The organism is Mesorhizobium sp. P2_E10, from assembly GCF_056404235.1.
The window spans coordinates 1-14,790 of sequence record NZ_JBFUEK010000029.1; the positions used below are offsets into that span (position 1 = coordinate 1).

Annotated in this window: 12 protein-coding genes; 1 reads left to right on the top strand and 11 read right to left on the bottom strand. The window is 61.0% G+C overall.

What is annotated here, in order from left to right:
- The coding region (locus AC1D0N_RS30770; protein WP_477250271.1) for a relaxase/mobilization nuclease domain-containing protein at nt 1–2,245 on the top strand (2,245 nt) is incomplete at its 5' end.
- A gap of 131 nt (nt 2,246–2,376) precedes the next feature.
- Here the strand turns inward: AC1D0N_RS30770 and AC1D0N_RS30775 are convergent.
- From AC1D0N_RS30775 to AC1D0N_RS30825, 11 genes are all read right to left on the bottom strand, one after another.
- On the bottom strand, nt 2,377–2,658 hold the full coding sequence (locus AC1D0N_RS30775; protein ID WP_477250273.1) for a helix-turn-helix domain-containing protein: 282 nt from the start codon (nt 2,656–2,658) through the stop codon (nt 2,377–2,379).
- Nucleotides 2,655–2,978 carry a type II toxin-antitoxin system RelE/ParE family toxin gene (locus tag AC1D0N_RS30780; protein WP_027054595.1) on the bottom strand — a complete coding sequence of 108 codons (324 nt, stop codon included), beginning with the start codon at nt 2,976–2,978 and terminating at the stop codon, nt 2,655–2,657. Before AC1D0N_RS30780 ends, AC1D0N_RS30775 begins: the two co-directional genes overlap by 4 nt.
- 249 nt (nt 2,979–3,227) lie before the next feature.
- Nucleotides 3,228–5,468 (bottom strand): type IV secretory system conjugative DNA transfer family protein, encoded by a 2,241-nt coding sequence (locus AC1D0N_RS30785; RefSeq protein WP_477250275.1) that lies wholly within the window; start codon nt 5,466–5,468, stop codon nt 3,228–3,230.
- Between the two features lie 64 nt (nt 5,469–5,532).
- The gene (virB11, locus tag AC1D0N_RS30790) at nt 5,533–6,579 is read right to left on the bottom strand and encodes a P-type DNA transfer ATPase VirB11 (RefSeq protein ID WP_477250276.1); all 1,047 of its coding nucleotides are present in this window, start codon (nt 6,577–6,579) and stop codon (nt 5,533–5,535) included.
- Nucleotides 6,545–7,879 carry a type IV secretion system protein VirB10 gene (gene virB10 / locus AC1D0N_RS30795; protein ID WP_477250278.1) on the bottom strand — a complete coding sequence of 445 codons (1,335 nt, stop codon included), beginning with the start codon at nt 7,877–7,879 and terminating at the stop codon, nt 6,545–6,547. Before virB10 ends, virB11 begins: the two co-directional genes overlap by 35 nt.
- Nucleotides 7,880–7,886: 7 nt before the next feature.
- A complete protein-coding gene (gene virB9, locus AC1D0N_RS30800; protein ID WP_477250280.1) occupies nt 7,887–8,723 on the bottom strand; it encodes a P-type conjugative transfer protein VirB9 in 837 nt (278 codons plus the stop codon).
- The gene (locus AC1D0N_RS30805; protein WP_477250282.1) at nt 8,720–9,451 is read right to left on the bottom strand and encodes a VirB8 family type IV secretion system protein; all 732 of its coding nucleotides are present in this window, start codon (nt 9,449–9,451) and stop codon (nt 8,720–8,722) included. The genes virB9 and AC1D0N_RS30805 overlap by 4 nt, the downstream gene beginning before the upstream one ends.
- A gap of 12 nt (nt 9,452–9,463) precedes the next feature.
- The gene (locus AC1D0N_RS30810; protein WP_477250284.1) at nt 9,464–10,534 is read right to left on the bottom strand and encodes a TrbL/VirB6 family protein; all 1,071 of its coding nucleotides are present in this window, start codon (nt 10,532–10,534) and stop codon (nt 9,464–9,466) included.
- Nucleotides 10,535–10,760: 226 nt separating this feature from the next.
- On the bottom strand, nt 10,761–11,474 hold the full coding sequence (locus tag AC1D0N_RS30815) for a type IV secretion system protein (RefSeq protein ID WP_477250286.1): 714 nt from the start codon (nt 11,472–11,474) through the stop codon (nt 10,761–10,763).
- A gap of 11 nt (nt 11,475–11,485) precedes the next feature.
- Nucleotides 11,486–12,382: a hypothetical protein gene (locus AC1D0N_RS30820; protein WP_477250288.1), complete on the bottom strand. Its 897-nt coding sequence runs from the start codon at nt 12,380–12,382 to the stop codon at nt 11,486–11,488.
- Entirely contained in the window at nt 12,379–14,790 is a 2,412-nt protein-coding gene (locus tag AC1D0N_RS30825; RefSeq protein ID WP_477250318.1) for a VirB4 family type IV secretion/conjugal transfer ATPase, read from the bottom strand. Before AC1D0N_RS30825 ends, AC1D0N_RS30820 begins: the two co-directional genes overlap by 4 nt.

Here is a 14,790-nt window from a genome sequence, read left to right on the forward strand (position 1 = left end):
GGCCATAGCCGATCGAATTCGCGCGAGCGCGGCTTTTGAAGACGAGAACCGCAAGCGCCGGCATCGGGCCATGTTGTCCTTTGCTGGAAATGACGATGATTGGTTGCTCAAGACGATTCGCAGCCGGAAGGGGGAGGGCGGTTTCGGGGCAAGCCAGCCACCTGAACCGGCCGTGCCGCGCTCGTCTCCCGGGGAGCTGGAGCCGCCGCGCGGTAAAGCCGGGCGACTAAACCTCGCCCCGCCAACGAAGCGGCGGAAGCTCGCCGGCGGACCTGCACCGAGGGCCGCTGCCGACAAGCTGGCGGCCGGGTATCAGCCGGCGGTTCTGAAGGTGATTTCCTACGGGCATGGCGTCACAAGGGCAGCCGCCATCGGTCAATATATCCAGAAGGAGGGCGTCGCGCTCGAGACGCATGACGCGCGTATCCTGGCAACGCAGGGAGCCGTTGCCGAGGAAATGAAACAGTGGGGCAAGGGTTTCGACAAGCGGCGGGAGAGCGAGGATGTGGCGACGTTTCGGCTTTCGCTGGCAGGGCAGGAGAATGCCGAGCGCCTTTCACAGGCAGTTCAGGCAGGTTTCGCCGGCCACGGTTTCGCCTATCGTATCGACACACTGCAGGACGGATCGAGCGTCGCGCGCGTCGTCGCGACCATGGCCGGACACAGCGTCGTGAAAGGTGAGAACGGGGACGACAAGGTGAAGCATCGGCTTCACTTTTCCGATCGACGCCAGCAGGATCGCCAGTTCTCGGCACCGACCCGGGCTATGATCGCCTCGCGGATCTCCGAGGCGCTTGGGGTCAAGGAGGATACCGTTTCGGTGAAGCCAATTGGGGAGCCCAGCCACGGCAAAGCCGGTGTCGTGTTCCAGCTCTCGCGCCTTACCCATGACGGAGCGGCGATCGGCGCCGACGGTGCCGCGATCGCGTCTGAGGAGGCGGTTCGGCAGACTGCGCAGTCCTGGGACAAGACCCTAAATTCCTACAAGCCTCGCGACACCATGCACATGATCCTGTCGGCCAAAGCGGGCGAGGACAGGCAAGCTCTGGTGAGGGCCGCACGTGGGTTCCTTCATGAGCAGTTCCCCAATCACAAATTCGCCTTCGGCATGCATGCCGACATGGCCGAGGAGGGCGGCCATATTCATGTCCATGCCATCGTCGCCGTGAAGGGCGAGGACGGTGAGCGATTGCGACCAGGTCCGGCCCAGCTTCGCGAATGGCGTGCGCTCTATGCCCAGCACGCACAAGCGCAGGGCATGAAAATCGTCGCGACTTCCGCGGCCTATCGGGCGTCATCACAAAGCTATGGTCCGCGCGACAAGGCGATAGTGGCCACGGCCGAGAAGCCGCGGCCGGGCAGGGAGGCGCGGGACCGCGCCTACGCCCGTGCAAACCCGCACGTCATCGAGAAAGCCCGCCAGCGGATCAATCACGCGAGGGCCAACCCTATAAAGATTCCGATTTCGGCGCGCCAGCTGCAGGCCACCCACGCAAGCCTTCGGGACTGGCACTCGGTTGCTGCTTCTCAGCCGGATAACGCGATAGCGAGTCAATTTATTGATCGGATGACGCAAGCTTTCCGATCCGGTACTGTTGTGGTTGCTATTCGAGATGGAAAGGGTGTTCAAATGAGTTCAGATGCCACCGCGGACCAGATGCGGGAAAACCTAAAAGAGATCAACGAGACCGTTAACAAGACCGCGGCGATGATGAACGGCCAGACCAAAGCGGAGTTCTTACGGCGCGCGGCGCCCACCATGGAGTTGCTTGCGATCCGGACGGATCTCAAATCCCTGCAGGAAGGTGGCGTCACGCATGTCAGCGAAGACCAGGCCCATCGGATTGCCGGCGCACGCGCCGAAGCTTTGATCCATCGCGCCCAGGAGATCGAGGCGGCCGAGCGGCTTGAGGCCGATCGCGCTCGCGAGATCCGCAACCGCGCCATCGAGCAGGAGATCCGCGACGAACGAGCTGGATCGGCTGATCCGACCTCGCTTGAGCAGGTTGCGCAAGACCGCGAAATGGTGCGCAACGCCGAAAGCATCGCTGCGAAGGAAGCCCGCGAGGCACAAGCCGCGAGCGAAGCCGCGCGTGCATTGGCGCAGAATCCTAACGAGCGGCTTGATCCCGAGATCGTCAAAGGCGAACGGCTCGAAGAACTGCAGCGCGTGCAGTCGAGGAGCATTAACACCGCTCCGGTCGAAGGAGAAGAGCCGGATTCACAGAAGCCGCAAAAGCAGTAGTCGCCTCGCCACGCAGCACTGCGTGGGCTTGTTGTACGCTAAGCCGCGCGAGGCAGGGGCTCCGTTCGGCACACGCTCGCTTCAAACTGCAAGATGTGCTCCGAGGAAGACGAGGATTTGACACCTCGTGATTATGCCGCCTGCTTTACCCGGATTTCTATATCCAGGTGTGCCGAGGCGGCGATGTTGACGAGCGCGTCAAGCGAGAACTTGGCGAGCTTACCGCGCAGCAGGTCACTGGTGCGAGGGCGCGTCAGACCGAGCCGCTTGGCGGCTTCCTCTTGGGGAATGCCCCAACGCTGGACTGCCTTACGGATTTCGTAGAGCAGCGCCGAGCGCGCTTTGAGGTTTGCTGCCTCCTGTTCGGTGTCCGCCAGGGCATCCCAGACGTTCTCATAGATTTCTACGTTCATCGTTCTGCCTTCCATCGTTTTAGCCGTTGGGCCGCTAGATCGAGGTCTTTCTTGGATGTGGCCTGTGTCTTCTTCTGGAACGCATGAAGCACCAAAACGCGGTCCTCCAGGGTTGCCAGATAGATGACGCGAAACGCTCCCGATGCCTCCCGAACCCTGATTTCCCTGACGCCGGCCCCCACGATCTGCATAGGCTTCCAGTCATCCGGATCGTCCCCGCGCTGGACAAGTTCGAGCTGCCAGCCGGCCTCTATCCGCGCATCGTCAGGAAACGCTCGAACATCCGCTCTGCTGCTTCCGAGCCATTCAATCACCTTCATCGCGGCCACTGTATCGGTATCGATACATTTTGGCTAGAGAGAAAACCAATCGCATTTTACGGACCAGCAATCAGCTGAACCGGATTGCCGAACCCGCCAGATCATCCCCAGCGGACCCACATACCATCGAGCACAAGGAACGGTTCGATGCGACCGTTATCGGATTAAGGGACACTTGGTCGTGTTGTCACACTCGCACAGGCGCGGAACGCACAAATCGCGCTTTTGTATTCACCTGAATTTCCTGTCCTAGCGATCGCCGTGACGTCTGATTTGATCCTGCAGCTCTTCAATTGCGGCCACCGGCACCGTGTCGGCCTCTTCGTCATCCACTGACGGCGACAGCGAACGAGCGCCGGCCTCTACCTCGTGATCGAGCGATGCGAGCAGCGCGGCGATCGACGTGGATTTGTTTCCCGGCCGGACCTGGAATTGCAAGACGCTCGCCTTGCCTTCAGGCGCACTCGGGTCGGACGTGTTTGATGCTGCCGGCGCCGATCGCCGGCCAAGGGTGGGAAGCGGCCGCGGCGCATCCCCGGCCGTCTGATCGGTCCGCTTCGGCTTCAACTCCGCAACTTCAGCGGCGACCTTGCTCTTTGCTCCAGCCTCACCACCCGTTGGAAGGCCTGAGCTTGGCAACGCCCGCGGTGCGTCCGCGCTGTCGCTATTCGCTTTCGGCTTTAACCCGACGGGACCAGCCCCTTCAGCCGCCGCACCAGTCGCGGGCGGCACCGCATCGACAGAGGCTTTATCGCCCGAAATCGGCGCTTCGACGGTCTCGGGTTCCCGCAACTCGAAAGGCGCCGCTGGCGTACTGTTGGCCGCCGCTTCGACCTCCGCCATGGAGCGCAGCGGAAGATCCTGCCATCGTGAGAGAGGCGGAACCTTCAAGCGCCGGTGCCGAAATTCCTGGTAAGTCGCCTTATAGGGAGCGTCCTTATAATAGGTAATCTTGCGCACCATGAAACCAGGCGGGCTCGAAACCAGAACCACGGCCTGCTTCGCCGGCATTTGCCGAAGCTCCGCCGCCGTCCGGAACGGCCTTTCCTGATAACTTAAACTCTTGTCTCGGCCCCCGAATATGCCTTGGCCAGCCCTGATGATCGGTGAGGGCACCTCGATCGTGGTCGGTCCCAGCATTACAGAGACATGTTCCGATGTCTCCACATCGTTCATGCGGATGAAAAGCTTCACCTGGCACGCGGTCACCGTGGTCTGCCGCGTCGCTTTTCCATAGACTTCGTCAAGCTGGGCAAGGTCCTGCAGGATTAGGACCATGCGAAAGCCATAGCCCGCGTTGATAGCCAGCTTGGACACGATAGTCTCCATTTTGCCGAGCTGGCGAAACTCATCGATCATCACCAGGACCTGATAGGGCTCGTCCGGGCCTGGTAAGGAAGCCATCAGCACATCATGGATTTGCTGAACCAGGAGTTTGATGATGGGCCGGAACACCTCGAGCTGCGCCACCGAGCAGCCGATGAAGAGAGCCGTCGGATCCTTGCGAAGCTTCGAGATATCGAAATCGGTCGACGCCGTTGCGGCTGCAACGAGATCATTGGTCCAGGGGTTGAGAGCCGCCGTCAGGTTGAAGTAGGCCGAGTTTCGCGTTTCCTTTTCCAGCGCAATGAACTGGTTGAGCCCCTGCACGACCCACGAAGGCAGATATTTTTCCTCGTCATTGCGGATATTCGTCAGCACCCTCAAAAAATCCACGCCAGTCGACAGAAGCATCGCGACAGCTCGCAAATGACGCTGCCCCTCATAGCGTGGCGATGTCAGGACATAGCCGATCAGGGCCGAAAGCAGCTGCCGACCGGCGCGCGCCCAGATCTCGGAACTTCCTGTCGCCTCCGGGATGATGAAGGAGGAGACCACCGCGCAGTCCGTCGGCATGCGCGCATCGCGCCGGATGAAATCCAGCGGATTATAGCGATGCGAATCCCGCTCGCCGGGGGAAAAGAAAAAGACCTTGTCGCCGAGAGCCTGCCGGTGCGCACCGAACGCCTCGAAGTTTTCCCGCTTCGGATCGAACCACACCGAGGATCCTCGCCACATATAACCGTTCGGTATGACAAAGCTGACGCCCTTGCCGGATCGGGTCGGCCCGACCACCAGGACGTGCGCGGGATCATCCGAGCGGATGGTCGCCCCACCCATCTTGCCGAGGATCAAGCCTTGCTTTGCCAGCAGGTTTTGCCTTTCGGCGTCCATGATCGTGCCGAACCGTGCATCGCCGTAGTGCTTTGGCTTGCGGTTGATCAGGCTTGCAAAGATCAGGCCGACGCCGATCGCCACGACAACCGCGACCGCGATCGCGCCCCGAATGATCGTCTCGCCCTGCGTGGGATGATAGGCCAGCCGCTGGCTGAAATGCTGCCAGGCAACGAACAGGCCGCTTAGGCTGCGTTGCGCGTTCTGGTACTTTAGAAGCCCCCAGCGCGAGGCGCCTTCAGAGGGGAGGGCGGGGTTCCACCGCCATGTCGCCACCAGCTCGTAGGCCAGGCTCCAAAGGGCAAAGAAGGCGGCGAGGCCGATGAGGCCGAGGAGAAGCCTATAAGCGAATACGCGAGACATTCTGGGGAACCTTTCTGGCGGCTCTCCATTCGGTCATGCGGTTGAACCAGATCGCCGAAGTTCCGCGCCAGCCGCCCCGGCGCGTTTGTTGGATCACAATCGGCAGGACCGACCGCACGTAATCGATGATCTCTGCCTTGCTCAGCCCGAGCCCAGCCTGCATGACCATCAATGCTAGCTGCTCAAACGCACCGGTCGGGCTGTCCGCATGGATCGTCGTGATCGATCCGGGATGACCTGTGTTGACGGCGCGCAAGAACGAATAGGCTTCCGCTCCCCGGATCTCGCCCAGGAAGATTCGATCCGGCCGCAACCGCATGGCGGCTTGCAGCAGCGTTTCAACGGTCACGTGCGCCAGGCCCTGGTCGCCCTTTGATGCGACGAGGGGCAGATAGTTGGGCTGGTGTGGTTTAACCTCTCGCGTATCCTCAATGGTGAGGATCCGCTCATCCGAAGGCACCTCGTGCAAAATCGCGTTCAGAAACGTCGTTTTGCCCGACGATGTGCCTCCTGAAAGCAATATCGAATACCGTTCCCGCACGGCCAGGCGGAGGAAATCCTCGATCTTGCCGGCGTCGAGATATTCGCAAAGGGTGCTGTCGGTCTCGCTCAATTCGCCGGGATCCTGGACGGAGATCGTATCGAACGACCCCCGCTTCTGGTAATCATCAAGGCGCATATCCTTCACGACCTGCTTGCGGATCGCGAAGGCGCCTCCTGTCGGCGTCGCCGGCGCAAGCACGCCCTGGAAGCGTTCGCCGCCGGGGAGGGCGGCCGAAAGCAAGGGATTTTCCTCGCTGATCGATTGCGAGGATGATGCCGCTATACGTTCCATGAGGTAAGTGATCGCGGCGCGGTCGAGCTCGGGGACGTCGAAGGGCTCCATATGTGTCGAGCCAACAATTTCGACCCACACAAGTCCAGGCCCGTTCGCACAGATTTCGACCACGCGATCGTCGTCGAGCCAGCGCCGCACCGGCTCCAGCGCCTTATTTAGAAAGACGGTTCTTTGCTGCCCGCTCACGTCGTATCTCCGTCAACGCCTCGCGTACCGGGTCCGGATAGAACTCCGAAAAATCGAGGTCCCGGCGGACGAACACCATGATGCGCGACCCCTGATCGACATGGATCGTGGGCGCGATATTGATCGAATTTCGAAGCGCCTCTTCGGCAATGCGGTTGAGGCTTTGCGAGACCTGTTGCGCGCCGATCTGGCGGGCGCTCTGCAGGTATTGGTTGGGCTGCGTCTGGATTGTCACCGTCTGTCCGGTCTGCGGGCCCGTGGAGGTCTGGTTGGTGTTTGACCCATTCTGGTCGTTGCCAAGGTTGGCGATGAATTGTGTCGCACCGCCCACGACACTTAGAAGGATCGCCGAGCCGAAGCGCTCGAAATAATGGTTGTCGACCTCGCCCGGCATGCCGCTGCGACCGAGCTCGTCGGTGCCCGTCGAACCGAGCTGCACCGACATGCCGTCCGATCGAAGCAGGCGTGTCCACACTATGAACACCCGCCTTTGGCCGGTTGCGAGGCCACTGCGATATTCACCGATAAGGCGGGAGCCAGCGGGGATCAAAACCCTGCGACCGTCGAACGACCACACATCCTCCGACACGACGGCCCGAACCATACCGGCAAGATCGCTCTGGATCGCGGTCTCGAGTACGCCCTTGATCATCGTCCCTTGGGCGACCAGAGCGTCCGTGCGCGGGTTCATCGTGGCGTTCGATGTATCCGCTCCGCTCTGGCTCGCCCTTGCCAAAAAACGCCGATTGGGGTCCTCCTCGCCCTCGCCTGCGTTTCCGGCCGCCGCTGCATCCGTACCATTGCCGCCCAATGCTGACGCACTGCCAGGTGCATCGCCGCTATCGACGACGAGCTGCTTGGCGCGCAAGCGCTCCCATTTGCGGCGCTCCTCTTCTTCTTGCCTGCGCCGTTCTTCCTCGGCCAGACGACGGGCCTCGGAATCATCCTGCACCTGTGGTGGAGCTGCAGGCGGTTGCAAGGCTGGTGGAGGGGGAGGCGGAGCCTCAATCGTTGACGGCGGCTGCGCCGGCGCGGCCGGCGGCTCCTCGGGAGCCGTCGGAATTTTCAGGGTCCCGTTGTCAAGCTGGGGACGCGGCGTATCGAGCCCAGGTGCGGGAAACTGTGTGGTGTGAAACTCTTCGCCATCCGACGCCGTCAACAGCGGCTTGTCTGGCGCACGCGTCGCCGCATAGATCATCCAGCCGGCGAAGACCACCGCACCCAGCGGAACCGCGATCTTGAAGAATGTGGTTGCCCCGAATTTTGGCGCGGCGACCGCCGTGCCTTCCTCAGCGAGCATTCTGTACTCATTGGGAGATGGCATCGGGTCCCCTCACTTTCCGAACAGTCCCACCGCCGACACGCTGCGGCTCGTAAGGTTCAAGCCCGGTCGGTTCGTTCACATTGTTCAGTCTCAGATTGAAGACGCAGGTTGCTTCGGTGCCGTTGCGCAGGGTCCATTGGTAATTGACCTTGTCGACGACGATGTACGGGCCCTCGCGGCGATAGTTCACAAGGGTCTCATTGCGCTCGCTATCGACGACATAGATCGCCGGCACTTCCCTTGCTGGATCGAAGCGGAACCAGGTCTTCACGCCGTCGTCGTAGATCACGAGCGGCTTATTTGCCGACGACCCCTTATAGGCATAGGACGAGTTGGCGTTTTCGGCCTTGAAGCCTTGCCGGTTCGGTTGTGCCGCCCGGGCCCGGGCTTCGTCCATCAGCGCCGCGTCCGACACCTCTTCGGGATAGCGGAACTTGATCGCATAGACCTGTTGCGCAACCGGCCGAAACTCGCCGTTGAGGAAGAACACATAGCTGCGCTTGTTCGTCAGGACGTTGAGATTTCCGCCCGCATTCTTCTCGATCGGCTTCACAAACAGCACATTGCCCTTCTTGTTGGGCTCGATGCTCCAGGCCGGGACGTCGCCAGCGCCGAGGGTTTCGATTTTCTCGTCATCGCCGAATTCGATCATGGTCGAGGCGCCATAGCTGGCCGGCACCGACACCACATCGTCCTTTTGATACCAGACGAAGCGAATGCGACTGTCACGAGATCCCGCCCGAGGGGTCTGTTCGGCAAGGGCCGGCTGAACCGCGCAAACGCCGAGCTCGATTGCCATCAGGATGGCGGCGACCTTCATTGCGGTGTCTCCGCGGTGGGTGCCGGCGCCGTCTCCTGATCGCGCCGATATTCGAGCACCTGGAAGCCAAGCGGATTTTGAAAGCGAATCTCGTTTTTGGCCGGCACGCCGGTGTAGCGGAACCGGATCAACGACACCCAATGCCGCTGCACGGTGTTCGCCTGGCTCTTTTCCTCCGTCATGAACCGGACCAGGGCGGTCCTCTGGTTGGGAAATGTCACGGACTTCACGGTCACAGCCACGACGGTGTTTCGCCCGTAGAGCACGACGGGGTTGGTCACCTTGTTTGCCGGGCTGAAAAGCTCGACGAGCTCTCTCGAGGCATCGCCGGCGCTCAGCAATTGCGCGAGATCGAAGTTGTCCTTCAGCGCCTTCGGATCGTAGGTCTCGCGAGCCTTCACATAACGGACGATATCGAACATCCCCATCGACTCGTCCTGCTGCAAAGGACCGTCAGCCAGGGGCCGCTTCACCTCGACAAACCCGGTGGATTTGTCGACCACCACCATGTAGGGCTCATAGGTCTTGAGCGGCAGCGCCAGGATCAGTGCGCCCACGGCTGCCACGGCAATGACCGAGGCGACGCTTGCCACACACCACGCCAGAGATCGCGACCAGCGATTGCGCCGCGCGATATCTTTTTCCCAGATTGCCGCATCCACGTAGTACGGCAATGGAGACTCGGTTGCCTTCGCCGGTCCCCCAGCGCTTTCCTTCACATCGCTCATTGGTGCCCCAAACTATGCGGGATCCGTCAGCTTTCGGGAAAGCCGCGTATATTCCGCTGAATTCTCGTATCTTCTTTGTGCGAGGCTCACGCGCGCCCGCTCGCGACCCGCCAAACGTTCCTGCCGCGTGCTCCAGCCCATGCGTCCCATCAGCGTCCGCTGACCGGCTTGGCCCAGCGATCCGAAAGCCCCGCCGTAAAACCGCCCAAACGAAGGCGTTCCAATGCCAATGCCACCCGCGAGTGAGGCGGCAACGTTGGTGATTTGCGACAGCAGCAGCACGCCGACGAGGCAGATCAGGATCAGCGGCGCGGCTTCAGTCAAAGTCGTTGTCGCAGCGCCGTTCGACCGGTTGACCGCGTCGAAATAGGTCTGGGTGATCGAGATGAAGAAGGCGCAGAAGGCGTAGACCAGAATCTGCACACACATGTACTGCACGATCGCGGTTATCCAGCCCGCGAAGAACCGGGTCGTGTAGCCGAACAGCATGAGAATGATGAACACTGGGGCGAGCGCCAGCAAAAGCCAAAGAAAGATCTTCGACAGGATGATGAGGAAGATCGCATAACCGATGAGCAGCGCGCCGACGACGAGGATGATTGCCGCCAGCACATAGCCGCCGAAGTTCAACACCCCTAGGCTCTTGATAAAGGCAGAGGTGGAGTTGGCGAGCGAATCCCAGATGTTTTGCAGGGCCGTCTGCACGGAGTTGACGGAGTTCAGCCCGGCCGATGTCCCGGTCACATTGGCCGACACGCTCGTGAGAAGGCTATTCCCGATCGCGGAAGGTGTCTCATTCGCGAATGAATAGGCATATGTCTGAAAGTCCCCCCAGCTCGTCGCCAGAGCGTAGATGACGAAGGCGCGGAACAGGCGCCAGACCATCTCTTTTCCCGATCCGGTCGAGGTTCCCTGCCAGATGCTGATGGCCCAGAATATCACGTACAGCGTCAGCATAAGGCCGGCGACACCCACCTGTCCGCCGCCGGTCAGGGCCGACGCGAGGTTCTGGTAGGCTTGCGATACATAGTTATTGCCGAACTTGTCGACCTGCTGCAGAAGCGTCGTGATATTGAAGTTCATTTTTTTGCCATCCCACCTGGAAACAGAGATGGATCACTATTGAGTGCCTTCATCGGACCGCACTCGAATGGCTTCTTCGCGTCTGTTCTTGGTTCGGGCGCCGCGAACGCCATCGGCTGCATAGGTCCCTCGTCGCGCGAGCATGGAGCCTTGAGCGGCTTGTGGCCGCACCCGGAGGTCGCGACAGCGCCAATGATGGTGGCCGCTGATAGAAGAAAGCGCACCGTCATTGGCCAGACTTGTATTCGAGCCCCCGCGAGGCCTGCGTGATCAGGTTCATACGATCGATGTTTTCCTGATTGGCGGCAGCCGTAGCGGTGTTCACCGCGCCGATCAGCTCGTTCACGGTCAGACCGGTTTGCACCATGATCTGGCTGTTCTGATCGATCGAGCCCTTGATGTCCTGTGCGGTGCCGATCCGCTGAGCGCCCGACTGAAAAGCGCTGGAACGGGTCCTCACCCCATTTTGCGAGGAGTCCACCAGTCCGGTGACCGTGGCCGCGACGTTCACCAGGGCGCTGTAGTTCTTATCCATCTGCGTCGTCTGGCCATTGATCAGGCCCGAAATGGTTTTCACCAGCTGCAAGCCATTGATCATGTTCGAAACGATGCCCTGCGATCCATTGCCGAGGCCGGCGAACGACAACGAGCCGCCCGAGATCACGCTACCAAGCGAAGGCGCGTCCCCCATGGAGAAGCCGCCATTGCCCAAGGCCATCTGCGCGAGCTGGCCGGCCTGGCTCGACCGGTCGCCCGTGACGGCCTGCAGCGTCTTTTGTGTATAGTTCATGATGTTGCGGTCGGTGCTGAGGATCTCGCTCGTGGCCGATGCAATCTGCCGAGCCTGTTCCAGGTTAGCCTCGTCGATCGTAGGCACCTGCGCAAAGGCGATGCCGCCCAAGCCAAGGAAGAGTGCCGCTGTTAACGGAATTCCACGCATAGCGCTTTCTCCTATTGAGCCTGATATTGCTTGACGGCCGACATCAGTTCGTCGGTCGTCATTGTCACGGGAGCGCGGTTCGCGTCCCTTTGGATTTGCGAAAGCACGGGCGAGACGTTTTCAACCGTGTCGGTCGTGCGCGGCGCCGTGCATGCGCTGTCCGTCGAGGGGCAGCATGGGTTGCCGACCGTGCCGCCGCTCATAGCCCCGGGACAGCTTGTCGAGCCAACCGAGCCAGGCGGCGGGCCCGAGCCAGGCGGCGGGGACGCGGGAGTGGGCACCACCAGGCCGGAGGATCCCCGACTCGTCAGTGTGGCAGTGCCGATGTTTCGCACGTTGAAAGCTTGGGCGAAGAACCCTGTCGCCTGGATCACCTCGTTGAAGGTCAGCCCGCCTTGGGCGCGGATTGCGCTGTTGCGGTCGAAGGCTTCCATGACCGTTTTGTCGGTCCCGATATCCTGACCCATGGTCTCGAAGGATTGCTTATTGGGGGCCACCGTTGACATGCTGGCATTCATGCCCCCTAGAACCTGACCGGTGATATCCAACTGGCCCCTTTCGCCGGCATTGCCGCCGACAGCGCCCGATCCCGACCCGGTCGAGGCGAACGCCGAAGAGCCCTTGATGTCCGGATTGGCCTGTTCCAAGGACGCCCGGCCACTGGCCGGATCGACGGAAGGCTTCGGGCTCGTCACGTTCTGCGCCTTTTTGGGCGTCGTCACCGAGCAATTGACGCCCTGCGTGGCGGACTTCGTGTCCTCCTGGATCAGCTTGATCTGAACCTTGTCGGCCTTGTCCTCGCTCCGCTGGGACAAGATCGGGCTGTCAGAAACCGGCACGGCCGCCACGGCCGTCGATCCCGCGAAAATCGTCACAAGGGCGACCATCGCGCCCATGATGGTCTTCATTCCGGGTCCCTCCCAAGAAAGATTGGCAACCAAACCTCCGGATCGTCGCCGACGCGCGCGCGCAGCGCGTCGAGCTCCTGAACCGTCTCAATTCGACCGGAGAGGATCTTGATCGCGTCAGGCATCGCGCCCAGATTGAGGCGCGCAATGACGCTGTCCTGATCATGCTTGATCAGGAATTTGCGGGCTTCCGGCGGGGTTTCGCGGATCCATTTAATCTCACGCTCCGACAGCCCGAACGCCCTGTGCGACTCCTCATCGGCCTTCGGGTTGGGGAAAAAAATATTGGTCGGCGTCTGTTCGATCAGCGTGTTGGCGATCGATGACTTCACAATATCCGCCGCTGACTGCGTGCCGAAGCCAATGATGCCATTCAACTTACGAATGGTTTTCAGCTTGTCCTTGATGAAGTAGCTGAAAATATCATTGTCCAGGAGCTTCCAGCCTTCATCGAGGAAGATCATGACCGGTTGCCCGTCAAGCAGCTCCTCGATGCGATGAAAGATATAGAGCAAGGCCGCCGTACTGGTCGTTGCGTCGCTCAACACGCTCGTCATGTCGAAGCCGAAAATGGACGACATCGAAAACGAGTCTTCCGCGTTGTTGAACAACCAACCGCGCTGATCCGGCCTCATCCATGGCTGAAGGCGCGAATAGAGGTCGTCATCGCCGGCGCGCATCGCACCGCGCAACAGCTCCGCGAACTCCTCCATGGTTCGACCTTCGGGCGGCGCGCTCGCCACCTGGGCGATCGCGTTGCGAATGACTTGCTCCTCGCGCGTCGAGTGGGCGTGTCCGTCGGATCGACGCAGGATGAAACTGAAAAGCTGGAAGAGGAATTCCCGGTTGCGCGGCGTATCGGGCAGGCGCAACGGATTGAAGCCGGAAGGCTCACCGGCCTTCAGAACCTCATAGCGGCCGCCAAGCGACCGCACGAAGATATCCAAGCCCCTATCCTTGTCGATCATCACCAGCTTGGGGCGCGGCGTGATGCGCTGCGCCTGTGCGGCAAGAAAGCCGAGCAGCACCGTCTTGCCCGAGCCCGAGGGACCGTTCAGGGTGAAGTTGCCGAGGTCTCGAACATGGAAGTTGAAGAAATAGGCCGTTTGCGACGTCGTCTCGAGGACGCTTATCGGCATTCCCCAATGAACCCCGCCAGTCCGGCCGCTGGGATAGTTATGGAAGGCCGAGAAGCCCGCCATGTTCTTCGATGAGATCATGGACTTGCGCGCCACATAGGCGAAATTGCCAGGCAGGGTGGCCCAGAACGCAGGTTCACAATTCAGGTCCTCGCGAACCCACAGGGCGGACACCTCCGTCAGCGCCGTGCCGACATCGGTCACGCAGCGTGCCACGTCGTCCATGGTTTTCCCGAGGCACAGCACCGTCAGATGATGCAAGCCGTAGAGCGCTTCCGAAGACAGAAGCTCATCGCGCGCTTCACCGAGCTGATCACCCACGATCGAGCCGGCTTCATCCGACATGTCGATCTTGCGCCCAACCCGCTCCATCTGGGTGAGCGCCTGGGGCTTGTCGATGATGGCGAAGGATTGCGTCACGATGAATTCGTGCGGCACCTTCAGCATTGGGTTGAGCATCCCCGGTCCCGTAATGGAGGGGTACTCGCCTACCGAAATGATGGCGCCGTATCGCGTTTCGCCAGGGAACGCCCCGCGAATTTCCAGCGCATTCGGGCCGAAGAACAGCCGCTTCGTCGCTAGCGCCTCCGCGAGTTTCATGCGCGGCAGTGCCATCGGCCGCGGAAATCCGCCATTGACGAGCTGCACCAGGAATTCCAGCGGCTCGGAATGCCAAACGTCACTGCGCTTGACGACGGTGAGAACCCGCGCGCCATACGCCTGCAGGCTCTCTCGGACGGCTTTCATCACGTCCGTGAGTTCGATCAGCGCCCGCTCCTCGCTCGAAGAGCGACCGTCCGCAGCCCTTCGTCCCAAAAGCTTGCGGATCACGAGAGCCGCCGTCCCGACCGTGCCTTGCAGCTCGCGCCGCACGATGGTCAGGTAGATATCGTTCACAAACATGCGCTGGGTGCGTAGGGCCGCCGTATAGCGCTGGTCCAGCTCTTGGCAGAACTTATTCTCGAAGCTCGACTCGATCGCGGGCATCACCTCGCGGCGCACGATATGCGAGTAGATCGCATAGCGGGAATTCGCCAACCCCCGAATGAGATCGTTGCGGCCGAGCAGGCGCGAATTGATCTCGGCGATATCGATCGTCTCGAAGCACAGCCCGCTCATGTGAACGAAGGACATCAACATGCCGTCCTGCGTCTTGATCACCTCGTCGGACACATGCCGCGAATAGGGTATATGGGCCGAAACCGGATTCTCCCGACGAGACACGGCCCCGAAACTCAGTTCATCGCGAAGAGCCCGTGCGATCGCCAC

Excerpts from the sequence above, each read along its gene's own strand:
- AC1D0N_RS30780 (WP_027054595.1), bottom strand. The coding sequence starts at position 2,978 with ATGAAGGTGATTGAATGGCTCGGAAGCAGCAGAGCGGATGTTCGAGCG.
- AC1D0N_RS30805 (WP_477250282.1), bottom strand. The coding sequence starts at position 9,451 with ATGAGCGATGTGAAGGAAAGCGCTGGGGGACCGGCGAAGGCAACCGAG.
- AC1D0N_RS30810 (WP_477250284.1), bottom strand. The coding sequence starts at position 10,534 with ATGAACTTCAATATCACGACGCTTCTGCAGCAGGTCGACAAGTTCGGC.
- virB9 (WP_477250280.1), bottom strand. The coding sequence starts at position 8,723 with ATGAAGGTCGCCGCCATCCTGATGGCAATCGAGCTCGGCGTTTGCGCG.
- virB10 (WP_477250278.1), bottom strand. The coding sequence starts at position 7,879 with ATGCTCGCTGAGGAAGGCACGGCGGTCGCCGCGCCAAAATTCGGGGCA.
- AC1D0N_RS30815 (WP_477250286.1), bottom strand. The coding sequence starts at position 11,474 with ATGCGTGGAATTCCGTTAACAGCGGCACTCTTCCTTGGCTTGGGCGGC.
- AC1D0N_RS30820 (WP_477250288.1), bottom strand. The coding sequence starts at position 12,382 with ATGAAGACCATCATGGGCGCGATGGTCGCCCTTGTGACGATTTTCGCG.
- AC1D0N_RS30775 (WP_477250273.1), bottom strand. The coding sequence starts at position 2,658 with ATGAACGTAGAAATCTATGAGAACGTCTGGGATGCCCTGGCGGACACC.